Below are 22440 nucleotides of genomic sequence, written 5' to 3' on the forward strand. Positions count from 1 at the left end.
TCAGCCCTTCCCGGGGTGAAGGGCTCCGCAGTTCCCGCAAGTGCGGGCCTGCTCGTCGCCGTAGAAGGCGGTGAAGACCGGCGGCAGGTCCTCGACGATGTCGCGCACCTGGAGTTCCACCTCGTGCACCAGCGCGGCGCATTCGAGGCAGTACCACTGGAACTTCTCCAGCGTTCCCTCTTCACGGACACGCTCGATGACCAGGCCGATCGAGTCGGCCTCCGGGCGCTGCGGCGAGTGTGGGATATCGCCCGGCAGCAACCAGGTGTCGCCTTCGGAGATGCGGATGGTCTTCTGGCCTTCGTCGGTCATGATGTTCACGTGCATGTTGCCCTTGAGCTGGTAGAACCATTCCTCGTAGGGGTCGACGTGGAAGTCGGTGCGCTGGTTCGGCCCGCCGACGATCTGCACGATGAAATCGTTGCCGAGCGCCATGGTCCGGTTGTTCACCGGCGGCTTGAGCAGATGCTCGTGCTCGGCGATCCAGGCCTGGAAATTGACGACGTCGGGAATGCGGGTCATCGCGGGACCTCCGTGTCTTTCGGTAGATGAGCGATCGCCTGGATTTCGATCAGCAGATGCGGATGCGGCAGCTGATGCACGGCGACCGTGGTGCGGGCAGGGCCGGTTTCGTCGAAGTATTCGCCGTAGATCTCGTTGTAGCCGCCGAAATCGTTCATCGAAACCAGGAAGGTGGTGATCTGGGTGATGTCGGTGAGGTCGGCGCCGACCTCGTGCAGGATGCCGCGGATGTTCTCGATCACCGCACGGGTCTGCGCCCGGATGTCCAGGTTCGTGGTGCCGAGTTCGTCCACCTCGACGCCGGCGAACGTGTTGTCCGGGCGGCGGGAACTCGTCCCGGACACGAAGATCAGGTCTCCCGCGACCTTCACATGCGGGAACCGGCCCCTCGGCTTGGCCAGCCCGGAGATCACTCGTCCGCTCATGCCAGCCCCCGCACCGAAACTCGGCCGAGTCCGGCGATGTCCGCCTCGGCGACGCCGGGCGCGAACGGCACCGCTTCGGTCGCCGCCCCGGCCAGCACCACCTGCCCGGCCCGCAACGGGATGTCCCGTTTCCGGCACAGCTCGACCAGCGCGTGGAGCGCGCGCACCGGATCGCCGAGGATCGCCGCCGTCGAGCCGATCACCTCGCGGTCCCCGGAGCGCAGCCGCACCGCCCGGTTCGCCACCTCGCCGAACGCGCGCCACGGGCCGAGCACGAACCCGGCGGCGGAAGTGTTGTCCGCGACCACGTCGGTGTGGGTGAACCGGAAATCCCGGTACCGGGAGTCGATGATCTCGATCGCGGGCGCCATCGCGTCCACAGCGGACTCCACGTCGAACGCGGGGTCGGCGAGGTCGATGTCCCTGGCCAGGCGGTAGGCGACCTCCGGCTCCACCTTGGGGTGGATGAAGCCCGCCAGCGAGACCTCGCCGCCGTCGGCGACCCGCATCGCGTCGGTGAGCCTGCCCACGATCACTTCGGACACGCCCATCTGAGCCATCTTCGCCTTGCTGGTCAGCCCCAGCTTGACCCCGAGCACCCGCTCGCCACGCGCTTCGCGGCGGGCGACCAGCGCGGCCTGGATCGCGTACGCGTCGGCGATGTCGAACGCGTGGTCGTCGGCGAGGCTGGGGGTGTCCGCGCACGTGGTCTGCGCGGCGTCCAGCCGATCGGCGAGCGCCGAGATCTCCTCGGTGGTCATCATGTGCTGCTCCGTACCAGGTCGAGTGCGATGTCCACGATCATGTCCTCCTGCCCGCCGACCAGCTTCCGCCTGCCGACCTCGGTGAGAATCCGCCGGGTGTCCAGCCCGTAGCGGGCGGCCGCGCGCTCGGCGTGCAGCAGGAAACTCGAGTACACCCCGGCGTAACCGAGGGTCAGCGTCTCGCGGTCCACCTGGACCGGCCGTTCCCGCAACGGGCGGACCAGGTCGTCCGCCGCGTCCTGCAACGCGAACAGGTCCGCGCCGTGCTCCCAGCCGAGCAGGTCGGCGACCGCGACGAACGGCTCGGCCGGGCAGTTGCCCGCCCCCGCGCCCTGTCCGGCCAGCGCGACGTCCACCCGGTACGCGCCGTGCTCGACCGCGGTCACGCTGTTCGCCACCGAAAGGGAAAGGTTCTCGTGCGCGTGGATGCCGATTTCGGTCTGTGGGTCGAGCACCTGCCGGTACGCGTCGATCCGCTCGGCGACCCCGTTCATCGTCAACCGCCCGCCGGAATCGGTGACGTACACGCAGTGCGCGCCGTAGGACTCCATCAGCCGGGCTTGTTCGGCGAGCGCGGCGGGCGGGGAAAGGTGGCTCATCATCAGGAATCCGGACACGTCCATGCCCTGCTCGCGGGCCCAGGCGATGTGCTGCGCGGCCACGTCGGCCTCGGTGCAGTGCGTGGCGATCCGCACACTGCGCACCCCGAGGTCGCGGGCGCGACGCAGCTGTCCGATGGTGCCGATACCGGGCAGCAGCAACGTGGTCAGCGTGGCGTTCTCGATCACCTCCGCGGCCGCGGTGATCCACTCTTCGTCGGTGTGCGCGCCGAATCCGTACGTTGCGCTGGACCCGCCGATCCCGTCGCCGTGCGCGACCTCGATCGCCGCCACCCCGGCCTTGTCCACAGCGGACACGATCCGCCGGACCTGGTCCACTGTGTACGCGTGCCCCATCGCGTGCATGCCGTCGCGCAAGGTCACGTCCTGAAGGTAGACCTTCATCCGAGCCACCCCCTCAGTTCGGCGATCCGCTCGGCCGTGCGCAGCGCCGCCGAGGTCATGATGTCGAGATTTCCCGCGTAGTCAGGCAGATAGTGGGCCGCGCCGAGCACTTCGAGGAACACCGAGACCTTGAGCCCGGTGATCTCCCGGCCGAGTTCGGGCACCCACTGCCGGCGCACCGGGTCGAACTGCACTTCCTGTTTCAGGGTGTAACCGGGCACGTACTCGCGCACCCGCTCGGCCATCTGGCGGACCGACGCCGCGATCTTCTCCTGGTCCGGCTCGCCCTCGACCAGGCAGTACACCGTGTCCCGCATGACGATCGGCGGGTCGGCCGGGTTCAACACGATGATCGCCTTGCCCAGCGCGGCGCCGCCGACCTCGCGGATCGCGGCCGCGGTGGTCTCGGTGAATTCGTCGATGTTCGCCCTGGTCCCGGGTCCGGCCGAGCGGGACGAAATCGACGCGACGATCTCCGCGTACGCGACCGGGACGACCGAGGACACCGCGGCCACGATCGGGATCGTGGCCTGTCCGCCGCAGGTCACCATGTTCACGTTCGGCGCGGCGAGATGCTCGTCCAGGTTCACCGGCGGCACCACGAACGGGCCGAGCGCGGCCGGGGTCAGGTCGATCATCAGCTTGCCGTGCGCTTCGGCCACCTCGGCGTGCCGACGGTGCGCACCGGCCGACGTCGCATCAAAGATCACCCGCACATCGGCGAACTCCGGCAGCGCGGCGAGGCCGTCGATACCGTCATGGGTGGTGGCCACCTTGAGCCTGGCCGCCCTGGCCAGCCCGTCCGAGGCCGGGTCGATACCCGCCATCGCGGCCATCCGCAGGGTCTTCGACAACCGCAGCACCTTGATCATCAGATCGGTACCGATGTTGCCGGAGCCGATGACGGCGACCGGAACCGTTGCTGTCACTGAGTTTCCTCCTCGATCACCGCGTCGACCTCGCCGAGTCCGTCGAGCCGCAGCCGGAACCGGCCCGCTCCCGTGACCGGCACCATCGGGCCGAGCGCCCCGGACATCACCACATCGCCCGCGCGCAACGGCTGCTCGCGGGCTGCCAGCTCGCGAGCCAGCCACGCGACCGCGACCACCGGCGAGCCGAGGCAGGCGTGGCCCGCACCGAACGACACCGGTTCCCCGTCCAGTTCCAACGTCATCCCCGTCGCGGCGAGATCCCGGCCGGTCAACGAGAGCGGGGTGCATCCCAGCACCACCGCGCCACTGGACGCGTTGTCCGCGACCGTGTCCACGATGGACAGATCCCAGGCGTCGATCCGGGAGTCCACGATCTCGATCGCCGGCAGAACAAACTCCGTCGCCCGCAACACGTCCGCGACCGAGGCGCCCGGCTCGTCCAGATCGCGGCCGAGCACGAACGCGATCTCGCCCTCGGCGCGGGGTTGCAGGAACCGCCGGTACGGAACGGGTTCGGTGTGCGCGTACAACATGTCGTCGAAGAGCACGCCGAAGTCCGGCTGGTAGACGCCGAACTGCCGCTGCACCGAGGGTGCGGTCAGCCCGATCTTCGCCCCGGCCACCCTGGCGCCCGCCGCGAGCCGCTCGTCACGCAGCCTGCGCTGCACCGCGTAGGCCGCGTCGACATCTTGCGTGCCCAGAAATTCCCGCACCGGCGGGCAGGTGGTCGCGGTGCTCGCCGCGGTCGTGAGCCGGGCGGCTGCCGCCTCGATCGCCGCGGTCACAGCCGCACGCACACATTCGTCGGCTCGGTGTAGAAGTGCAGCGAAGACGCGCCACCCTCCCTGCCGATGCCGGAAAGCCCCATCCCGCCGAACGGCGAGCGCAGGTCGCGCAGGAACCAGGTGTTCACCCAGGACATGCCGACGTGCATGGCCTGCGCGACACGGTGTCCCCGGCGCAGGTCTTGTGTCCACACAGAGGACGCGAGCCCGTACTCGGTGTCGTTGGCCAACGCGATCGCCTCGTCCTCGGTGTCGAACGGGATCAGCGCGGCGACCGGGCCGAAGATCTCCTCTCGCACCGGCCGGTCCTTGTTGGTCAGGCCGGTCCACAAGGTCGGCTCCAGCCACGAGCCGCCGTCGAGTTCCGGGCCGAGCTCGGGAATCCCGCCGCCGGTCAGGGTTTTGGCGCCGGCCTCCTCGGCCAGCGCGAGGTAGTCCAGCACCTTGCGGCGGTGCTCCGGCGAGATCAGCGGGCCGGTGGTGGTCCGCTCCGCCGACGGGTCGCCGAGCCGCAACCCGCGCGCCCGCTCCACCAGCCCGGCCGCCACGTCGTCGAATACCGAGCGCTGCACGTACACCCGCTCGGTGCACAGGCACACCTGCCCGGTGTTCGCGAACACCGACCGGGCCAGCCCGGCGAGCGTCTCGTCGAGATCGGCGTCCTCGAACACGATGGCGGCGTTCTTCCCACCGAGTTCGAACGACACCGGCCGGACCCGGGGCGCGACCGTGCGCATCACCTGGGTTCCGGTGGCCGACGAGCCGGTGAACGTCACCCCGTCGATACCGGGATGCTCGGTCAGGTACTGCCCCGCCGAATCTCCACCGAACCCGTGCACCACGTTGTAGGCGCCCGCGGGCAAGCCGACCTCGGTCAGCACCTCGGCCAGCAGGGTCGCGGTGGACGGCGTCTGGTCGCTCGGCTTGACCACGACCGCGTTGCCGCAGCCCAGAGCGGGCGCGACCTTCCAGGTCAGCAACAGCAGCGGCAGGTTCCACGGCACGATCACCGCGACCACACCGAGCGGCTTGCGCACCGCGTAGTTCAGCGCCTGCGCCCCACCGGGCAGATCGGTGACGAACGACTCCTGGCCGGCGGCCGCGATCACGTCGGCGAAGGTGCGGAAGTTCGCCACCGCGCGGGCCACGTCGAGTTCGCGGGCCTGGGTGATCGGCTTTCCGGTGTCCGCGACCTCGGCCGCGACGAACTCCTCGAACCGGGCCTCGATCCGGTCGGCCGCGCGGCGCAGCAACGCGGTCCGCTCCCGTACCGGAGTGTCGGCCCAGCCGTTGTGCAACGCGGCGCGTGCGCCGGTGACCGCGCGGTGCACCAGCTCCCGGTCGGCCTCGTGCACGCGGGCGAACTCCGCGCCGGTCGCCGGATCGACCGCCGGGAACCCCGGCCCGTCCGGCTCGGCGAACTCACCGTCCACGAAGTTGCGGATCCACCGCACTGACTGCGTCATGCCGTTCACTCTGGCGGGCGCTGCCATGCGGAACAAATGCGTATCTGCTCGTTAGCTATACCTTCACGGACATACCGCAGCGTTGGGTTCCAGGGGGATGGACGACACACGAACGTCACCCCGGGCCTGGTCCGTGAAGGCCCCCTTCCCTCGGCTCAGCCGAGGGAACTCGACCTTCACACCTTGCCCAGTACATAAAGGCCCCCTTCCTTGCGCCTAGGTACAGGAAGGGGGCCTTCACGTACTTCGGGCGGGCACGGGTACCGAGCCCGCCGAACACACCGGTCCAGCGAGCGTGTTGCGGGACCGGCCTCCAGAGCTATACCAGTCCAGGCATGGCAGACCGACAATTCGGCATTTGTGGCCTATGCCTCACGGTGTCAGGCTTCTGCCCAATCGCCAGCAGCCGCGCTCGGCTGTCGCCCGAGTCGATTGGGTTTTCGCAGATGAACACACCCGCGCCCCGCAGAATCGCCGCCGCCACGCTCGCCGGGACCACCCTCGAGTGGTACGACTTCTTCCTCTACGGCACCGCGTCCGCACTGATCTTCAACAAGCAGTTCTTCCCCTCGCTGAGCCCCACGGTCGGCACCCTTGCCGCGTTCAGCACCTTCGCCGTCGGCTTCATCGCCCGCCCGCTCGGCGGCCTCGTGTTCGGCCACTTCGGCGACCGGATCGGCCGCAAGTCCACGCTGGTGGTATCGCTGATGTTGATGGGCGTCGGCTCCACGTTGATCGGCTTGATCCCGAACTACGAGGCGATCGGCATCTGGGCGCCGATCCTGCTGGTCGCGATGCGGATCGTGCAGGGCATCGGGCTCGGCGGCGAAGGCGCGGGAGCGACGCTGATGTCGATGGAACACGCGCCCGCCGATCGACGGAACCGGTACGCCGGGTTCCCGCAGATGGGCACGCCTGCCGGTCTGGTGCTGGCGAATCTCCTGTTCCTCGGCAGCAGTGCGCTGATGCCCGCGAGCGCGTTCGCCTCGTGGGGCTGGCGGATCCCGTTCCTCCTGAGCTTCGTGCTGGTCGCGATCGGCCTGATGATCCGGCTGCGGATCACCGAATCACCGTCGTTCACCCGGGCGGCTCAGAACGACAAGGTGGTCCGGTTCCCGCTCGGTGCGGCGCTCAAGGTCGGCTTCGGCAGGCTCGCGCTGACCCTGCTGGTCGGCGTCGCGAACTCGGCGGTCGCCTACGTGTTCATGGTCTTCACCCTGTCCTACGGAACCCAGAGCCTCCACTACGACCGGCAGTTCCTGATCCTGTCGGTGACCGGATCGGCCGTGCTGTGGTTCGCCACCATCCCGATCTGGACGCGGATCGCCGACCGTCACGGCAGGCGCACCATGTTCGTCGCCGGCTCGGCCGCGCTCCTGTTGTGGTGCCTCGCGTTCTTCCCGTTGCTGAACACCGGGAACACCGTGCTCGCGATGCTCGCGCTGGCCGGCATGGGCCTGGTCGTCCCGATCACCCACTGTGTGCAGGGCGCGATCATCGCGGACACGTTCCCGGTCAACGTCCGGTTCTCCGGGATGTCGCTGCTGCTGCAGGGCGGCGCGATCCTCGGCGGCGGGCTCGCCCCGATGATCGCCACCGCGGTGCTCAACGCCACCGGTTCGACCACCGGCATCACCTGGTACCTGGCGGCGATCTGCGGGGTCAGCATGGTCAGCGCGATGGCCTTGTTCCGGCTGATTCCGTCCCTGCCCGTGGAATCCACAGTGGACGGACCGCGCGACGCGGTTCCGCTGTCCGTGAACACCCGCCCGGCCGGTCTCGACGATCATTAGAGTCCGGTTCATGCCGGTCACCACACGCACGGTCGAGTACCCCGCCGACGGACTGACGATGGTCGGGCACCTCGCGCTCCCCGAAGGTGCCGACCGCCGTCCCGCGGTCCTGATCGGGCCGGAAGGGCCGGGACTGAACGATTTCCAGCGACGCCGGGCCGACGCCCTCGCCGAGCTGGGGTACGTGGCGCTGGCCTTCGACATCAACGGCGGGCGCTGGTACTCGGACCCCGACGAGATGCTGGCGTACGCGATGCCCCTGCTCGCCGACCCGGACCGGATGCGGGAGATCGGTCACGCGGCCCTCGACGTACTGCGCGGCGAGCCGCGGACCGACCCGGACCGGATCGGTGCCATCGGCTACGGCACCGGCGGCGCGATCGCGCTGGAACTCGGCCGGGACGGCGTCGACCTGCGCGTGATCGGCACGATCAACGCGCTGACCACGGGCCGTCCAGGCGAAGCGGCGCGTATCCGCTGCCCGGTCTGGGCCGGCGTCGGGTCCGAAGACCCGATCATGCCGCCCGAGCAGCGAGAGGCGTTCACCGCCGAAATGCAGCAGGCCGGCGTCGACTGGCGGCTCGTGGTCTACGGCGGCGCCCAGCACGCCTTCCATCACCCCACGGTCGACCATACCGTGCTCCCGGGCGTCGCCTACCACGCGCGGCACGCGGAACGGGCGTGGCGCGACGTCGTCGACCTGCTCGACGAATGCCTTCCCGTGGTCAGCCCAGTTTGAGCCAGCCCAGCGCCAGCGCGACGACGAACCCGCTCGCCAGGACGACGAGAACGCCGATGAGGATCAGCCAGGCGACTGGCATCGCCTTGGACGGCATCGGTTGCGGGTGCGAAAGCCCGGACGTCTGAGCCGAGTCGGGCGGCGTGGCACCCGGCGAAACACCACCTCCTGGTTCGCGGCGGGTTTTCTCGGGTTCCGGGTCGGGTGGCTGGGCTGTCATCGCCGGTGCTCCTTCGGTCGGTCTCACCGTCCGGATACCCGAACGCCGACGACGAAACCCTGTCAGCCGAGTTGCGGAACGTCGTCCGGGAATCCGATGGGCAGCTGGTACATCCCACGGGCGGTGCGGCCACCCCCGAGCCAGCCGTGGAAGTGGATCCGGCCGTCGACGACGTCGGCCCCACCCGGTGCGTCGACCTTGCCGCCGAGCAGATCGGTGGACAGGAACGGGGTACCGGCTTTCACGAACGGCCCGCTCAGCGCGGGCGCGGAGGCATATCCCGTGTGGTAGCCGGAACTCTGGAACGTGTCGGCGGAGTAGAACAGGAAGTACCGGCTCGCCGTCTTCACCACCGACGGCGCCTCGACGACCGCGTTCTCCGACGCGAGATCGGCGCGCAGGAGCTCGATCCGCGGGCCGTCCGGTGTCCGCCCGTCGGCGAGCAGCTTCTGCGACCAGATCGCGGCCGGAGGCCCCACCGCCGCGCCGTCGCTCTTGTAGATCAGGTACCGCGAACCGTCCGAGTCCACAAAGGTCTGCGGGTCGATGTCACCGCCGTCGCCGGGGACGCAGATCAGTGGACCGTCTCCGGCAGGCGTGTACGGCCCTTCGACCTTCGCGGCGGTCGCGACGCCGATGCACATCTCTCCGCCGGGCGCCACCGCCGCCGAAAAGTAGAGCAGGAACGTGCCGTCGGAAAGCCGGGTCACGTCGGGGGCCCAGAACCCCCCGTCCGGTTTAGCCCACTTCGGTGCGGCCGCGAGAGCGTCGCCCGCCACCCGCCATGGACCTTCCGGCGCCGGAGCGTGCGCATAGGGCACTTTCACCGCGCCGGTGCTCGTCGAGAAGGCGAAGTAGCCGGAGTCGGTCTTGACGATGTCGGGGTCCGGGAAGTCCTGCCCGATGAGCAGCCTCGGGGTACCGATGGCGGAGGCCGGAGGCGAGGTCATGAGTGTCGTGGCCATGACCACGGCGAGCGTCATGAGGCGGTGCATGAATTTCATGACCGATGATGTCGACGGGACGACGCGGTCGGCAGCGTCACCGGGGCCCTGCCACCGGGAAGCGTGTACTTGGCCGTTCACCCGGTCCCGAGGGATTCATCCGCGCGTCTTCGGGTAGTCGACACAATCGTAAGCATGTGCGTATCATAAGCGCACGTGATCAAAAGTAAGTGGATCCCCGGCCAGGACGCGGACTTCTCCGGAGACGTGCTGGTCAGCGTCACCGCGTTGCCCCTCGACGACTTCCTGAGCACACCGGGCGCCTACCGGGCGGGTTACCTGCTCAGCCGCGAGTGGCCCCGGCTACCCGGCGCGGTCGGCCAGTGGCTGTGGGCCGAACCGCTGCGCCGGCGGCTGGGCTCGGTCTCCGTCTGGCTCGACCACGACGGCTTGCGCGGTTTCGTCGGGTTGCCGGCACACGTCGCGATCATGCGTAAGTACCGCGAGCTCGGTACCACACGCGCCACCACCTGGAACACGACCGGCGTCGACGCTCGGCTCATCTGGCAGCGGGCCGACCGCTGGTTGAGCGCTATTCCGCGAACGGATACGTCTCCAGTTCACCGTCGGCAGGCTCCAGCCGATGGAGCGGACGGACCGCGTCGGTGTGGTCGCAGTGAATGAACACGTCGTATCGGCGACCGAGGATCGTCGGTACGTAGTTGCCTGCCCGTTCTTTGTTCGGGTGGTAGACGACGCCGATCGAAAACCGCGTCGTCGTCCGGAACAGCTTGATGCAACAAGTCCTCGACGCTCCCGTCACGGGCTTCCGGAACCGGCATACGACGTACGGGTCCGCCCCAGAAGTCCGACGCGATCACCCTCCCCCGATGGGTGCCGAACCCGATGAGCGCGACGTCTCCGGCGGGGTGCTCGTCGCGGACCAGTTGCCCGAGATTCACCATTCCCGCGGCCGCCATGTCGGTCGCCCTGGCATCACCGACATGGGTGTTGTGCGCCCACACCACGGCTTTCGCCTTCGGCCCGTAGGCGGCCATCAGGCGGTCGAGCGTGTCGGCCATATGGTGATCACGGACGTTCCAGGACCGCCCGCCCCCGCGCATCATCTCCCGGTAGTACCGCTCCGCGCCGGCGACCACTTCGGCGTTCTGCCGGGCGACGAAGGACTCGTCCAGTCCAGGCAGCGAGCTCGCGTCGAGAGCGGGACGCAACTCGGCGAGCATGCGGGCGACGTCGCGTTCACAGGTCTCGGGCACGACCCTGGTCGCGAACGCGTACTCCTGGGGGTCGGCGTACGGCTCGAAACACCGGAGCGCCGCCAACGCGGTGTCCACGCTGTCGGGTTCGTGGGCTCGCAGGTAGTCCAGCACGGCGTGCAGCGAGTCCCACAGGCTGTAGACGTCGAGACCGTGAAAGCCGGCCGGTCGCGGGCGTGAAGCGTTGAACCCGCGCAACCACCGGGCGAATCCGGCCACTTCTTCGTTCGCCCACATCCACCGGGGCCACCGCTCGAACTCCCCCACTACCTCGGCCGGATCGTCCGCGGTACCCGGTGCGCCTGCCGTGCAACAGTGCAGCCGATGACAGTCCGGCCAGTCCCCTTCCACGGCCACGAAAGAGAAATCCTGTTCGGCCAGAAGCCGTTTCGTCAGTTCGGCTCGCCACGAGTAGAACTCCGAAGTCCCGTGCGACGCCTCGCCGATCAGCACACACCGAGCTGACGAGGTCCGCTCCAAGACCACGTCCAGATCTCGCGGATCACGCAGTGGCCGCGCCGCTCGCCTTGCCTCCGACACCGGATCCATACCATTCGGCTACCCGGAAGCCGGCGCCGCGAATCGGCCCGTTTGCCCCGGGCCTCGGCGGGTAAGCGCGGTACACGACGACAAAGGAGGCATCGTGCTACGCCGAGACCGCCGCGTCCTGCAGAAGATCGAGGAAGACCTGACCGCGAGCGATCCCGACCTCGTGGCCGCGTTCGACCAGGTGAAGCCTCCCGCGAGCGTCCAGACCTGGTGGATCGTGCTCGTCGTCGCCGACATCACCGCGATCCTCATGATCATGGTGGGTCTCTTCAGCGACAGGGGTCTCGTGTTCCTGGGCGGAGTCGCCGCCGCGAGTGCGCTCGTGTGGACGCACAACACCTTCCGGGCGAAGCCGGCCGTGGATCGAAGTGGTTCCCAGACCTGACGCCGGTCTCAGCCCTTGTGGTGGCGGACCACGGCGACGGGACAGGGCGCGTGGTGGACCATGGCCCGGCTGACCGATCCGAGCAGAGCCCGGCGTAGCGGGCCGCGTCCATGACTGCCGACGACCAGCAGGGCGGCACCCTCGGCTTGCTCCGCCAGCGCATGGGCCGGCCGGTCGACGGCGATCACCCGGTGGACGGGGACGTCCGGATACCGTTCCCGATACCCGGCCAGCGATTCGTCGATCAGGGGCTTGCCCCGTTCCTCGATGATCTCCCTGTCGTGTTCGGTGGGAGTCACCGCCATCGCTTCGAGCGGAAGATCGGACCAGACGTGCAACGCCACCAGCACACACTCGTGCCGGTCGGCGAACTCGTAGGCGAACCCGATGGCTTCCCTGCTGGTCTCGGATCCGTCGACGCCGACCACGACCTTGCGATCGCCGTCCGCCGACGGTTCGTCGCCGGCGCGCACCACCACGATGGGCCGGTGGTAGTCGTGCAGGAGTTCGTTGGCCGTCGAGCCGACCAGGAGCCTGGGCAGCGCGGTGAGCCCCGACGACCCGATGACCAGCAGGTCCGCGTTTTCCGCGGCGCCGGCCAGCGCGTCGGGTGCGCGGCCGGACAACAGCCGGGTCGAAACGGCCAGATCCGGCCATTCCCGGCGGCATTCCTGCGCGATGTCGCCGAGCATGGCTTCGGCATGCCGCTGCGCTGTCTCCTGACCGGCTTCGAGAAACCCCGGCCGCGGCCACGCCCCGCCCGGGATCGCCTCGGGCACGGGCGGGAACCCGACTACGTGGGCGATGACCATGCCGCGGCCGCGGGCGGCGGCTTCTCCCGCGGCCCAGCGCACGGCCTTCCGTGCTTCTTCGGAGCCGTCATAGCCCGTAACGACGGCTCCCCTGTCCATTGTGGATTCCGGTGATGACATCACTGCTCACGTCCTGCCGGTCGCCCCGGCAAGTGCCGGTCGAACCAGTCCGTCGCCAGTCTCGCCACTTCGGCCAGCGCTCCCGGTTCTTCGAACAAATGGGTGGCCCCGGCCACGACCTCGATGCGGTTCGGCGCGACGAGTCGCCCGGCGGCGAGCCGGTTCAGCTCCAGGACCGGATGGTCGAGGCCGCCCACTATCAGCAGTGTCGGAGCCCGCACCTCGGTCAAGGCGCCGCTCGCCAGATCCGGCCTGCCACCACGGGACACCACGGCGCGAACGGACTTCTCCCTTGCCGCGGTGATCAACGCCGCCGCCGCACCCGTACTGGCACCGAACAATCCGATCGGCAGACCGCGGACCACCTCGTGGTTCCCGATCTCGTGCACCGCGGTGACCACCCGGTCGGCGAGCAGCGGGATGTCGAAGCGCAACTCCCCGGTGCTCCGGTCGGCGCGTTCCTCGTCCTCGGTCAGCAATCCCGCGGGGGTCGCCGGGGACCACCAGGTCACCGGACAACCCGACCCCGGCGGAATCGATGACGACCGGAACGGTCATGGCGTCACTCCCCAACTGCGCGGGCCTTGACAACGCCAGGACTACCACGTGCGTCGGTCGCCGAAACCTCCCAGCAGCGAGACGACTTCCTCGTCGCTTGTCTGGGAGAAATCCACGTACCACTGGCCGACGGCCCTGAACTCCTCAGGTTCGACCAAGCAGAGGACGTCGTCCGCCTCGTCGCGCAGCATCTCGGGCGCCCGTACGGCGCACACCGGAGTGGCGAACACCAACCTTCGCGGCTCCGCCTGACGCAGAGCTCGCAGCGCGGCTGTCGCCGTGACACCGGTGGCCAGCCCGTCGTCCACCAGCAGCACGTCCCGGCCGCTCGACGCGACGGGCTCCCGATCGCCGTGATAGCGACGAAGCCGTCTGCGGGCCTCCGCTCGCTCGGCTTCGCACGTCTGCTCCAGGTCGGCCGGGCTCAGCCCGAGCCTGCGCAGTGTGTCCACGTCGTAGTAGGGCGGCCCGTCCGCCGTCACCGCGCCCACCCCGAACTCCGGGTGGCCGGGTGCGCCGATCTTGCGGGACACGGCGACATCCAGCGGCGCGCCGAGTTCGCGGGCGACTTCCGCGGCGACCGGCACACCGCCCCTCGCCAGCCCGAGCACCACCGGATCGGGCCACTCCGGCCGCCCGATCAGGCGGGCCAACTGCCGACCGGCCCTACCGGTCGGCGAACGCGCGATACGTGACTGAAGACATGACTTCGCCTGCCCGCGCGACTTCGTGACGTCGATACCGGAAGTGCGGGGCCAGGCATCGAACACCTCCTCCACCAGGGCGTACCCGCGAGAGGACCGGGCAAACTCTTTCAGGCGAGTGCCGCGATCAGCCCGATCGCCAGCGCCGTCCGTTCCGGGATGTGCCGCACGAGGATGTGTTCGTCGCGTGCGTGGGCGCCGCCTCCGACGGCGCCGAGCCCGTCGAGCACCGGGCGGCCCAGCGCGGACACGAAGTTGCCGTCGCTCGCACCTCCCACGGACGTCTCCTCCAGCTCCCAGCCCTCGTCGGCGGCCACCTTGCACGCGGTCGCGAACAGCGCCCGCGACGGGTCGTTCGGTGTCATCGGCGGTCGGTTCCACTCGCCTTCGACCGAGACGGTTACGCGAGGATCGGCGGTTTCCAGCCCTGCGAACACCTTGTCGATCCGGTCCATTTCGGACGGTTCGACGACGCGGACGTCGACGCCGCAGCTCGCTCCGCCCGCGGTGACGTTGCGACCGGTACCACCGGAGATGGTGCCGACGTTGACCGTGGTCCCGAGTTCGCGCGAGCCCGCGGCCGCCAGCTGTCCGACGATCTCGGCGAGGGCGTGGATCGCGCTCGCTCCCGCGTACGGGTCCAGTCCCGCGTGCGCCTCGACGCCGGCGGCGGTCACGTCGAACAGGCCGACCCCCTTGCGCGCGGTCTTCAGCTTGCCGTCCAGCGAGGCCTCGAAGACGAGGGTGGCCAGCGCGCCTTCACTGGCCGCTTCGATGTACGGCCGTGAGTGGGGGCTGCCGATCTCCTCGTCGCCGTTGAAGAGGAACTTGACCGACGGATGCGGAAGGCCGAGTTCACGGAGGCCTCGCAGCGCCCAGACCGACTGCACCAGACCGAGTTTCATGTCGAACGCGCCCGGCCCGGTGACGCGGCCGTCCTCGTCGGTGTAGGGCCAGCCGGCGAGCGTGCCGGTCGGCCAGACGGTGTCGTAGTGGCTCAGCAGCAGCACCGTTCCCGGCGCCGTCCCCGCATAGCTCAGTTCCAGCACGTCGCCACGAACCGCGTCGGTGTGCCGGGCCTCGGTGTCGGGGGTGCCGAGGCGGTCGAAGACCCAGGCCCGGAGGGTGTCGAGGCCTTTGTCCAGCATCGGCTTGTCGTAGCTGTGCGTCTCCAGTTCGACGATGGTCCGCAGATCGTCGAGCATGGCGGGCAGTACCTGCCGGGACCAATCCGTGTGTGACAAGAGAATTCCTTCCTAGCGAACGGGGGCACCGGGGCCGAGCGGGATGCCGAACACCCAGAACACGAAGAACAGCAACGTCCACACCACCAGCAGGCTGAACGCGAGCGGGACCGTCATCGAGAACAGCGTGCCGATCCCCGCCGAACGCCGGTAGCGCTGCAGGAAACCCAGCGCCATCACGAAGTACGGGCTCATCGGGGTGATCGCGTTCGTGCACGAGTCCGCGATGCGGTACAGCGCCTGTGTGGTCTCCGGCGGAATGTCCAGCAGCATCAGCATCGGCACGAACACCGGACCGATCAGGGCCCATTGGGCGGAGCCGCTGGTGACGATCAGGTTCACCAGGGTCACCACGACGAGGATGCCCAGCATGATGACCGGCCCGGAGACGCCGGCGGATTTGAGCAGGCCGGCGCCGTTGATCGCGGTGATCTCGCCGATACCGGTCCATTTGAAGTAGGCCAGGAACTGCGAGATGGCGAAGAACAGCACCAGGATCGGCGCCATCTCGCGGAATCCGTGTGCCATGAACCCCGGGATGTCGCGGCTGCTGGTCACCGTCCCGGCGACCTTGCCGTAGGCCCAGCCCGCCGCCAGGAAGCCGAGCGCGAGGAAGATCGAGATGGAGGTCAGCAGCGGTGACTCGATGATGCTTCCGCCCTTGCCGCGTAACGGCGACGACGCGGGCAGCACCGCCAGCACCAGGGCGACCACGAAGACGGCCAGCGCGATGAGCGCGGCGAGCAGGCCCCGTCGTTCCTGACGGCTGAGCTGGAGCGAGCCGAGATCGTCCTCCTGCGCGTCGTCGTCGACGGGCATCGCCTCGGCGCGCCGCGCGAGGACCTTCTCGGTCACGAGTGTGATCACGGCGGCCAGCACGACCGACGAAGCGAGCGAGAAGAAGTAGTTGGCCAGCGGGGTGACCGAATAGGCCGGATCGATCGTCTGTGCCGCCGCCGTGGTCAGCCCGGACAGGATGGCGTCGGTCGGCGTGATCAGCGGGCTCGCGTCGTATCCGGCGGAGATGGACACGAACGCGACCACGATGCCGAGGATCGGGCTGCGCCCCACCGCGCGGAAAGCCAAGGCCCCCAACGGGATCAGCACCACATAGGCCGCGTCGGACGCGACGTGGGACACCATTCCGGTGAACGCCAGCGCGAAGGTCACCCACCGCGGCGAAACCTTCGAAACGCCGGAGCGGAGCACGGCCGCGAGCAGACCGGCCCGTTCGGCGACCGCGACCCCGAGCATCACCACGAGGATCGTGCCCAGCGGCGGGAACGACGTGTAGCTCTTGACCGCGTCGGTCACCATCATCCGCACGCCGTCGGCGGACAGCAGGTTCTTCGCCTCGACCGGTTTGCCCGTGGCGGGGTTCACCGCCGACACGTCGGCCGCGCTGAGCCCCCAGCTGGCCAGAGCCAGCACTCCGCTCAGGATGACGAAGAGCCAGAACGGATGCGGCAGCTTGTTGCCGAGCCGCTCGACACCGTCGAGCGCGCGCAGCAGGAGGTTCATCGGACGTGAGGTCGTTCTGGCCTGGCTGGAACTCACCGGCGCGGCTCCTTCCTGATCGGAGGCCCATTACAAACTCAAGCGAACGAATAGTGCAACCCTGAACTGAATTCTGCACGGATCAGTCACATGGACATCTTTGATGACTGATACATTCAGACAATGCTGACCGAACCCGACCTCGACCTGATCGCGGCGCTCCAGATCGCCCCGCGCGCCTCGGTCGCGACGCTGGCCGAGGCGCTCGACGTGTCCGCCAGCACGGTGGGACGGCGGCTGGTCCGCCTCGAGGAGCAGCGGATCCTCCGGGTGATCGGCCAGGTCGAGTGGACGGCGAGGGCGCGCGGGAACCCGCGGCATGTCTGGGTCACGACCGAACCGGGCGCGTCCGGTTCGGCGGCGAAGGCGCTCGCACGGTTTCCCGAGGTCCAGCTCGCGGCGGAGACGGCCGGCCGGTCGGACGTCTACCTGGCCGTGCACGTTCCGGACCGGGCCGAGGCGCGCGAGCTGCTCGCCGAGCGCATCCCCGGGGTGCCGGGTGTGGCGGGGACCCATTCGGAGCTGGTGCTGCGGGCGCTGACCAGGGCCGATTCCTGGCGACTGCACCGGCTGACCGAAGACCAGCAGAGGATCCTGTCCCGCGAACAGGTGGTGCCGGCCGCGCCGGACGGATTCGACGCCGACGAAGTGGGTTCGGACGAGCGGCGGCTCATCGGGATGTTGGCCGGGAACGGGCGGATCACCGCGGCCGAAGCGGGCCGGAGCCTCGGGCTCAGCCAGTCCACCGCGTACCGGCTGATCCAGTCGACGTTGCGGCGCGGCATCGTCCGGCCCCGCGTCGAGGTCGAACCCGCGCAGCTCGGCTACGAACTGGAAGCGGTCATCGCGCTGACCATCACCCCGGGTGCCATCCAGGCCGTGGCCCGGGAACTGGCGCGGCATCCGTCGGCGCGGTACGTGTCGATCGTCGCCGGCACCGCTTCGGTCATCCACCAGGGAGTGTTCCGGAACGAGGACGAAATGGCCGACTTCCTCACCAGGGACCTCGCTCCCTTACCCGGGATCACCGCCTTGCAGGTCTCCGTGGTGTTGCGCATGCTGCGCCGGTACTGGCTGTACCGGGAGGACGGGAGATTCGCCGTTATCGACGAGCCGTCGTGACCGACGGCGACGACGCCAGGGGGACCAGCAGGCGCGGCGATCCGGTGCCGTCGGCGGGCACGGACCAGATGTCGCTTTCCTTCCCGTCCGCGCGCGGCAGGCCGTAGGCGATCGTGTCGTTGTCGAGCCAGACCACCTGGTCGTCGACACTGCGTGCCTCCGCGAGCGGGATCTCCCGCATCGTGGTCAGGTCCAGCACGTGCTCCCGCCAGGGTCGGACGTCGCCGCCGGCCACGCGTTTCTTGAACGCAAGTTTCGTGCCGTCCGGGGACAACGACGGGCATTCCGCGTTCTCCCGCAGGGTGCGCGCCTTCCACGCCTCGTTGTCGCCCTGCACCAGGAAGGTCCGCCCGCCGGTGGCGACCGTGGCGAAGAACGTCCGCTCGTCGGTGGCGAACGTGACGCCCCAGTAGTTGACGTCCTCGCCGCGGTGGACCTCGTCCCCGATCCGCAGCGGGATGCCCTCGATGTTGCTCGAGAGCTCGTTCCGTTCGCGGTCCATGATGGCCGTACGCGTCGAGAAGGTGCCGGGCGTCGAGTACGAGTCACCGGTGACGAACGTGGTCCAGCTCCCCATCCGGCCACCGGGTGAGAGTTTCGCGCGGTTCGGGATGCCGGGGACGTCGACGCGCTTGACCTCGCCGAGCGCGGAGTCGACGAATTTGGCGACCGCGCCCGGCAACGGAGTCGGTTCCTTCGCCAGGCACAATCCGCCGTCCGTCGCCGTGTAGAACCGTTCGCAGCCGAGCGAACTGATCCGCCGCGGGCCCCCGGGTTCGAAAACGGGGACCGACGCGACGTTCCCGTACCCCGGACCCGGCGCGCCGTTGCGGAACAGCAGCCTCCCCGGCTCCCCCAGTACGACCGGCGCCGAGGAATCCACCGCGACCGCCGCGTCGGCCGTCCGCCGCTCAGGGCTGTTCGCCTTGGCCTGCACCACGTACACCACCGACGCGGCGGCGAGCGCGGCGACACCCGCCAGCGCCACGACGAACTTCACCGGGAGCTTCACGCCGTCCCCTTTCGTTGTCACCGGCAGGTGTACGGGCCCGCTTTGTCGAGCAGTTCCCCGTTGGTGCCGATGATCTCCCAGGAATAGGTCTTCCCCTTGAGCACCAGCTTCATCACCCCGTGCTTGCCCAGGATCTTTTCGACGCCTTCGCGGGCCTTGTAATCGAGATAGAGGCTGTCGCCGCCGATGCCGGCGATGACCGAGCGCACACCGTTGGCCTCGTCGATGTGCCCGTTGACGTCCAGCGGCTTCGTCCGCTCGTAATGATGATCGTGACCGGCGAACACGACGTCCGCCTTCGCCCTGGCCAGCTCGTTCCACAACGGCGCCACGCTCTTCGCGTCGCCGGAGTTCCCCGAGTTGAAGCGCGGGTGGTGCCAGTACCCGGCGATACAGGACTTCTTCGTTTTCGCGAGGTCCTTGCGCAGCCACGCCACCTGCTCGGCGCCGCCGCCGTTGTACACCGGGTCCGAATCGAGCGCGACGAAATGGAAGGCGCCGACGTCGAAGCTGTAGTACGGCTTGCCCTTCGGTGTCGCGATCTTCCCGAAGTACTGCTTGTATCCCGCCAGCTCGTTGTTCCACTCGTGGTTGCCCGGAGTGGGTTTGGTGATCTTCTTGAACTTGCCCCAGGTCTTGTCGTAGTAGGTCCGGAACTCCTCGATCGTGCCGTCGACGTATTGGTTGTCGCCGACCGTCAGCACGTACCTCGGGTTGATCTTGCCGACCAGCTCCGCCGTCCGCTGATGCTCGGACGGCAGTTCGGCCTTGGCGATGTCACCGGCGAGCGCGATGACGATGCCGTCGGACGCCGTCGGCCGGGTGGACGCCTTCACCGGCGCGGTCGATCCGGACAGGTTCCCCGCCGCGTCCCGTGCCCGCACCGCGTACTGGAAGTCGAAACCCGACGCCAGCGACGTGTCGGTGTAGGAGGGTGTCGCGGACCGGCCGATCACGTTGCCGTTGCGCAGGACTTCGTACTCGGTGACCCCGACGTTGTCGGTGGACGCGGTCCAGCCGAGCGTGATGCTCTCGGTGGTGGACGACGCCTGCCGGAGCCCGGTCGGCACCGAAGGCGGCTGGATGTCGCCGTCACCGGTCCGGACGCCGTAGACCTCCAGCTCCCACAGTGAGTACCCGTAGACGGTCGCCCGTGCGGTGCCGAAGATCCGGACGTGCCTGGCGGAGGTGTTCAGCCCGGCGAACTCGTCGAGGCCACCATCGCTGCCCACGACGGTTTTCACGTCCCGCCAGTTCTGGCCGTCGTCGGACGCCTGGACCTGGTAGGCCTTCGCGTGGGCCGATTCCCAGAAGACCTTGATCCGGCTGATGTCCGCCGGACCGCCGAGGTCGACCGCGATCCACTGTGGATCTCCTTCCAGACTCGCCCATCGGGTCGTCGAATCGCCGTCGACCGCGAGCGCGCCACTGAAACCCTCGCTCTCCACGGTGGAGGTCGCGGTCCGCTTGTTGACCGACAGCAAGGATTCCGCCGTGGCGCCGGAAGCCGTCACGGGCTGAGCGAGCAGGACGATCGCCGCGATCGCGGCGGTGCCCGGCTTCACCATTCGATTCACCTGTACTCCTGGATGGGCCTACGTCGTGTTCATGGTGAGGGGCAAGCAATGTGTCATGTCTTGACTAACGGCTACCGATGAGCGAGTCGGCGGCCAAACGTGTCTTGTCGGGCGGGGCGTCCTGAAGGCCACCTTGGGGAGGTTGGATGTCTCGACGTTGACCTTCAGGACATCGCTTCTGTCCAGGACCACACGGCGGCTGTGTCGCGCCACCTTTGCCTTACCTCCCAATAACCCGAATCGCCACTCACGACACCGGGTCCGGTGCCGCGTACGGCACCGGACCACGGCGGTCAGCGGCAGGTGTACGGACCCGCCTTGTCGAGCACATTCCCGTTGGTGTCGTGGATTTCCCAGGAGTAGGACTTCCCGTTCAGCATCAGCTTCATCACCCCGTGCTTGGCGAGGATCTTCTCCACCCCTTCACGCGCCTTGTAGTCCGTGTAGAGGTAGTCGCCGCCGATACCGGCGATGACCGAGCGCACGCCGTTGGCCTCGTCGATGTGCCCGTTGACGTCCAGCGGCTTCGTCCGCTCGTAATGGTGATCGTGACCGGTGATCACCATGTCCGCCTTCGCGTTGGCCATCTCGTTCCACAGCGGCGCCATCTGCTTCTTGTCCCCGGAGTTCCCCGAGTTGAAGCGCGGGTGGTGCCAGTACCCGATGACGCAGGACTTGGTGTTCTTCGCCAGGTCGTTGCGCAACCAGGTCACCTGATCGGACCCGCCGCCGGTGTAGATCGGGTTCGAGTCCATCGCGACGAAGTGGAAGTCACCGATGTCGTAGCTGTAGTACGGCAAGCCCTGCGGATACGCGATCGAGCCGAAGTACTCCTTGTAGCCCCGGAGCTGGTCGTCCCATTCGTGGTTGCCCGTCGTGGGCTTGGTGATGCTCTTGAACTTGCCCCACGTCTTGTCGTAGTGCGAGCGGTATTCGGAGATGGTGCCCTTGTGGTACTGGTTGTCGCCGACGGTCAGCACGTACTTCGGATTGATCTTGGCGACCTGGTTCGCGGTCCCCTGATGCGTGGAGAACAGCTCCGGGTTGGCGATGTCACCCGCCAGCGCGAGGGTGACGGGGCCGGTGCCGCCCGGCTGCGTCGCCGCCCTGATCACCGGGCTCGCCGCGGAGACGTTGCCCGCCGCGTCCCGTGCCCGCACGGAGTAGCCGAACTCCACTCCGGACGCCAAGCCGGTGTCGGTGTAGGTGGTGGTCGCCGAGGTCCCGACGACGTTCCCGTCGCGGAGCACCTCGTACTCGGTGACCCCGACGTTGTCGGTGGACGCGGTCCAGCCGAGGGTGACGCTGTCCGTCGTGGTGGCGTTCGCGGTGAGACCCGTGGGCGCCGTCGGCGCCTGCGTGTCACCACCGCCGACGCGGTCACCGTAGATTTCCAGCTCCCACAACGAGTAGCCGTAGGCCGTCCCGCGAGCCGTGCCGTGGACGCGGATATGGCGTGCGGTGGCGTTGAGGCCGAGATGCTCGTCGATGCCGCCGTCGCCGCCGACGACGGACTTGATGTCGGTCCAGGTCCTGCCGTCGGCCGAGCCCTGGATCTTGTAGGTCTTGGCGTAGGCGACTTCCCAGTTCAGTTTGACCTTGGTGACGGTCGCGGCGGCGCCGAGGTCGACGGCGATCCACTGTGGATCGACCATCTCCTCGCTCGCCCACCGGGTCGTGGCGTTGCCGTCGACGGCGTTGGCGCCGCCGAACTCGGCGCTCTCGACCGACGAGGTCGTGGTCGGTTTGCCCGCCGAGAGCAGTGATTCGGCTTGCGCGGCGGGACCCGAAGCGATCAAGGTCTGCCCCAGCAGGGCCAGCGTCGCCACCGCGACACCGGCCAGGGGTGTTCTCCGTTTCATGCGAACTCCTCGACGTTGCGGAGTCGGCGAGTACCGGCGGTGGGCGGCGACTTGGCAGCCGGAGTCG

At 68.6% G+C, this 22440-nt stretch carries 22 protein-coding genes and 1 pseudogene; 5 read left to right on the plus strand and 18 right to left on the minus strand.

What is annotated here, in order from left to right:
• The 7 genes from DMH01_RS17215 to DMH01_RS17245 are packed head-to-tail and all read right to left on the minus strand — an operon-like array spanning position 1 to position 5898.
• The gene (locus DMH01_RS17215; protein ID WP_125677933.1) at positions 1–522 is read right to left on the minus strand and encodes a 3-hydroxyanthranilate 3,4-dioxygenase; all 522 of its coding nucleotides are present in this window, start codon (positions 520–522) and stop codon (positions 1–3) included.
• Positions 519–947: a RidA family protein gene (locus DMH01_RS17220; protein ID WP_125677935.1), complete on the minus strand. Its 429-nt coding sequence runs from the start codon at positions 945–947 to the stop codon at positions 519–521. The genes DMH01_RS17215 and DMH01_RS17220 overlap by 4 nt, the downstream gene beginning before the upstream one ends.
• A complete protein-coding gene (locus DMH01_RS17225) occupies positions 944–1711 on the minus strand; it encodes a 2-keto-4-pentenoate hydratase (protein ID WP_199745519.1) in 768 nt (255 codons plus the stop codon). The genes DMH01_RS17220 and DMH01_RS17225 overlap by 4 nt, the downstream gene beginning before the upstream one ends.
• Positions 1708–2715: a 4-hydroxy-2-oxovalerate aldolase gene (gene dmpG, locus DMH01_RS17230; protein WP_125677937.1), complete on the minus strand. Its 1008-nt coding sequence runs from the start codon at positions 2713–2715 to the stop codon at positions 1708–1710. The genes DMH01_RS17225 and dmpG overlap by 4 nt, the downstream gene beginning before the upstream one ends.
• On the minus strand, positions 2712–3644 hold the full coding sequence (locus DMH01_RS17235) for an acetaldehyde dehydrogenase (acetylating) (RefSeq protein WP_125677939.1): 933 nt from the start codon (positions 3642–3644) through the stop codon (positions 2712–2714). Before DMH01_RS17235 ends, dmpG begins: the two co-directional genes overlap by 4 nt.
• Positions 3641–4432 (minus strand): 2-keto-4-pentenoate hydratase, encoded by a 792-nt coding sequence (locus DMH01_RS17240; protein WP_233621567.1) that lies wholly within the window; start codon positions 4430–4432, stop codon positions 3641–3643. The genes DMH01_RS17235 and DMH01_RS17240 overlap by 4 nt, the downstream gene beginning before the upstream one ends.
• On the minus strand, positions 4429–5898 hold the full coding sequence (locus DMH01_RS17245) for a 2-hydroxymuconic semialdehyde dehydrogenase (RefSeq protein ID WP_125677943.1): 1470 nt from the start codon (positions 5896–5898) through the stop codon (positions 4429–4431). Before DMH01_RS17245 ends, DMH01_RS17240 begins: the two co-directional genes overlap by 4 nt.
• A gap of 446 nt (positions 5899–6344) precedes the next feature.
• Here DMH01_RS17245 and DMH01_RS17250 point away from each other — a divergent pair, with 446 nt between their 5' ends.
• Positions 6345–7691 (plus strand): MFS transporter, encoded by a 1347-nt coding sequence (locus DMH01_RS17250; RefSeq protein ID WP_125677945.1) that lies wholly within the window; start codon positions 6345–6347, stop codon positions 7689–7691.
• Between the two features lie 10 nt (positions 7692–7701).
• Entirely contained in the window at positions 7702–8430 is a 729-nt protein-coding gene (locus tag DMH01_RS17255; protein ID WP_125677947.1) for a dienelactone hydrolase family protein, read from the plus strand.
• Here DMH01_RS17255 and DMH01_RS17260 read toward each other — a convergent pair.
• Complete coding sequence (locus tag DMH01_RS17260) at positions 8417–8650, minus strand: DUF6480 family protein (RefSeq protein ID WP_125677949.1); 234 nt, start codon at positions 8648–8650, stop codon at positions 8417–8419. The two genes, DMH01_RS17255 and DMH01_RS17260, sit on opposite strands and share 14 nt — an antisense overlap.
• Before the next feature lie 62 nt (positions 8651–8712).
• Positions 8713–9654, minus strand: coding sequence for a glycoside hydrolase family 43 protein (locus tag DMH01_RS17265; RefSeq protein ID WP_125677951.1), 942 nt, complete (start codon positions 9652–9654; stop codon positions 8713–8715).
• A gap of 156 nt (positions 9655–9810) precedes the next feature.
• Here DMH01_RS17265 and DMH01_RS17270 point away from each other — a divergent pair, with 156 nt between their 5' ends.
• The gene (locus tag DMH01_RS17270) at positions 9811–10278 is read left to right on the plus strand and encodes a hypothetical protein (protein WP_233621568.1); all 468 of its coding nucleotides are present in this window, start codon (positions 9811–9813) and stop codon (positions 10276–10278) included.
• On the opposite strand, the pseudogene DMH01_RS17275 reads toward DMH01_RS17270, so the two are convergent.
• A pseudogene (locus DMH01_RS17275) lies at positions 10187–11420 on the minus strand (erythromycin esterase family protein). The gene DMH01_RS17270 and the pseudogene DMH01_RS17275 sit on opposite strands and share 92 nt — an antisense overlap.
• A 94-nt stretch (positions 11421–11514) precedes the next feature.
• Between DMH01_RS17275 and DMH01_RS42730 the strand changes: the two are divergent.
• Positions 11515–11805 (plus strand): DUF3040 domain-containing protein, encoded by a 291-nt coding sequence (locus DMH01_RS42730; protein ID WP_158633238.1) that lies wholly within the window; start codon positions 11515–11517, stop codon positions 11803–11805.
• An 8-nt stretch (positions 11806–11813) separates the two neighbouring features.
• Here DMH01_RS42730 and DMH01_RS17285 read toward each other — a convergent pair whose 3' ends face one another.
• From DMH01_RS17285 to DMH01_RS17305, 5 genes are all read right to left on the minus strand, one after another.
• Positions 11814–12737, minus strand: coding sequence for a universal stress protein (locus tag DMH01_RS17285; protein WP_233621570.1), 924 nt, complete (start codon positions 12735–12737; stop codon positions 11814–11816).
• Positions 12737–13249, minus strand: a complete 513-nt coding sequence (locus DMH01_RS17290) for a dienelactone hydrolase family protein (RefSeq protein WP_233621571.1) — start codon at positions 13247–13249, stop codon at positions 12737–12739. The genes DMH01_RS17285 and DMH01_RS17290 overlap by 1 nt, the downstream gene beginning before the upstream one ends.
• An 87-nt stretch (positions 13250–13336) precedes the next feature.
• A complete protein-coding gene (locus tag DMH01_RS17295) occupies positions 13337–13948 on the minus strand; it encodes a phosphoribosyltransferase (RefSeq protein WP_370323381.1) in 612 nt (203 codons plus the stop codon).
• A gap of 161 nt (positions 13949–14109) precedes the next feature.
• Positions 14110–15204 (minus strand): M20 family metallopeptidase, encoded by a 1095-nt coding sequence (locus DMH01_RS17300; RefSeq protein WP_125678800.1) that lies wholly within the window; start codon positions 15202–15204, stop codon positions 14110–14112.
• Positions 15205–15255: 51 nt separating this feature from the next.
• Positions 15256–16764 carry an AbgT family transporter gene (locus DMH01_RS17305; RefSeq protein WP_125678801.1) on the minus strand — a complete coding sequence of 503 codons (1509 nt, stop codon included), beginning with the start codon at positions 16762–16764 and terminating at the stop codon, positions 15256–15258.
• 159 nt (positions 16765–16923) lie between these two features.
• Here DMH01_RS17305 and DMH01_RS17310 point away from each other — a divergent pair, with 159 nt between their 5' ends.
• Positions 16924–17922: an Lrp/AsnC family transcriptional regulator gene (locus tag DMH01_RS17310; protein WP_125677955.1), complete on the plus strand. Its 999-nt coding sequence runs from the start codon at positions 16924–16926 to the stop codon at positions 17920–17922.
• Here the strand turns inward: DMH01_RS17310 and DMH01_RS17315 are convergent.
• From DMH01_RS17315 to DMH01_RS17325, 3 genes are all read right to left on the minus strand, one after another.
• Positions 17903–18934 carry a hypothetical protein gene (locus tag DMH01_RS17315; RefSeq protein WP_125677957.1) on the minus strand — a complete coding sequence of 344 codons (1032 nt, stop codon included), beginning with the start codon at positions 18932–18934 and terminating at the stop codon, positions 17903–17905. The genes DMH01_RS17310 and DMH01_RS17315 overlap by 20 nt on opposite strands.
• Positions 18935–18951: 17 nt before the next feature.
• Positions 18952–20502 carry a discoidin domain-containing protein gene (locus tag DMH01_RS17320; RefSeq protein WP_125678802.1) on the minus strand — a complete coding sequence of 517 codons (1551 nt, stop codon included), beginning with the start codon at positions 20500–20502 and terminating at the stop codon, positions 18952–18954.
• A 302-nt stretch (positions 20503–20804) separates the two neighbouring features.
• The gene (locus DMH01_RS17325) at positions 20805–22373 is read right to left on the minus strand and encodes a discoidin domain-containing protein (RefSeq protein WP_125677958.1); all 1569 of its coding nucleotides are present in this window, start codon (positions 22371–22373) and stop codon (positions 20805–20807) included.
• Between the last annotated feature and the right edge of the window lie 67 nt (positions 22374–22440).

Source organism: Amycolatopsis sp. WAC 04182, from assembly GCF_003947465.1.
GTDB lineage: Bacteria > Actinomycetota > Actinomycetes > Mycobacteriales > Pseudonocardiaceae > Amycolatopsis.

Coding starts and splice junctions, on each gene's coding strand:
- DMH01_RS17250 (WP_125677945.1), top strand. CDS start 6,345: ATGAACACACCCGCGCCCCGCAGAATCGCCGCCGCCACGCTCGCCGGG.
- DMH01_RS17265 (WP_125677951.1), bottom strand. CDS start 9,654: ATGAAATTCATGCACCGCCTCATGACGCTCGCCGTGGTCATGGCCACG.
- DMH01_RS17285 (WP_233621570.1), bottom strand. CDS start 12,737: ATGTCATCACCGGAATCCACAATGGACAGGGGAGCCGTCGTTACGGGC.
- DMH01_RS17220 (WP_125677935.1), bottom strand. CDS start 947: ATGAGCGGACGAGTGATCTCCGGGCTGGCCAAGCCGAGGGGCCGGTTC.
- dmpG (WP_125677937.1), bottom strand. CDS start 2,715: ATGAAGGTCTACCTTCAGGACGTGACCTTGCGCGACGGCATGCACGCG.
- DMH01_RS17305 (WP_125678801.1), bottom strand. CDS start 16,764: ATGAACCTCCTGCTGCGCGCGCTCGACGGTGTCGAGCGGCTCGGCAAC.
- DMH01_RS17255 (WP_125677947.1), top strand. CDS start 7,702: ATGCCGGTCACCACACGCACGGTCGAGTACCCCGCCGACGGACTGACG.
- DMH01_RS17245 (WP_125677943.1), bottom strand. CDS start 5,898: ATGACGCAGTCAGTGCGGTGGATCCGCAACTTCGTGGACGGTGAGTTC.
- DMH01_RS17225 (WP_199745519.1), bottom strand. CDS start 1,711: ATGATGACCACCGAGGAGATCTCGGCGCTCGCCGATCGGCTGGACGCC.
- DMH01_RS17260 (WP_125677949.1), bottom strand. CDS start 8,650: ATGACAGCCCAGCCACCCGACCCGGAACCCGAGAAAACCCGCCGCGAA.
- DMH01_RS17215 (WP_125677933.1), bottom strand. CDS start 522: ATGACCCGCATTCCCGACGTCGTCAATTTCCAGGCCTGGATCGCCGAG.
- DMH01_RS17310 (WP_125677955.1), top strand. CDS start 16,924: ATGCTGACCGAACCCGACCTCGACCTGATCGCGGCGCTCCAGATCGCC.
- DMH01_RS17325 (WP_125677958.1), bottom strand. CDS start 22,373: ATGAAACGGAGAACACCCCTGGCCGGTGTCGCGGTGGCGACGCTGGCC.
- DMH01_RS17320 (WP_125678802.1), bottom strand. CDS start 20,502: ATGGTGAAGCCGGGCACCGCCGCGATCGCGGCGATCGTCCTGCTCGCT.
- DMH01_RS17300 (WP_125678800.1), bottom strand. CDS start 15,204: ATGCTCGACGATCTGCGGACCATCGTCGAACTGGAGACGCACAGCTAC.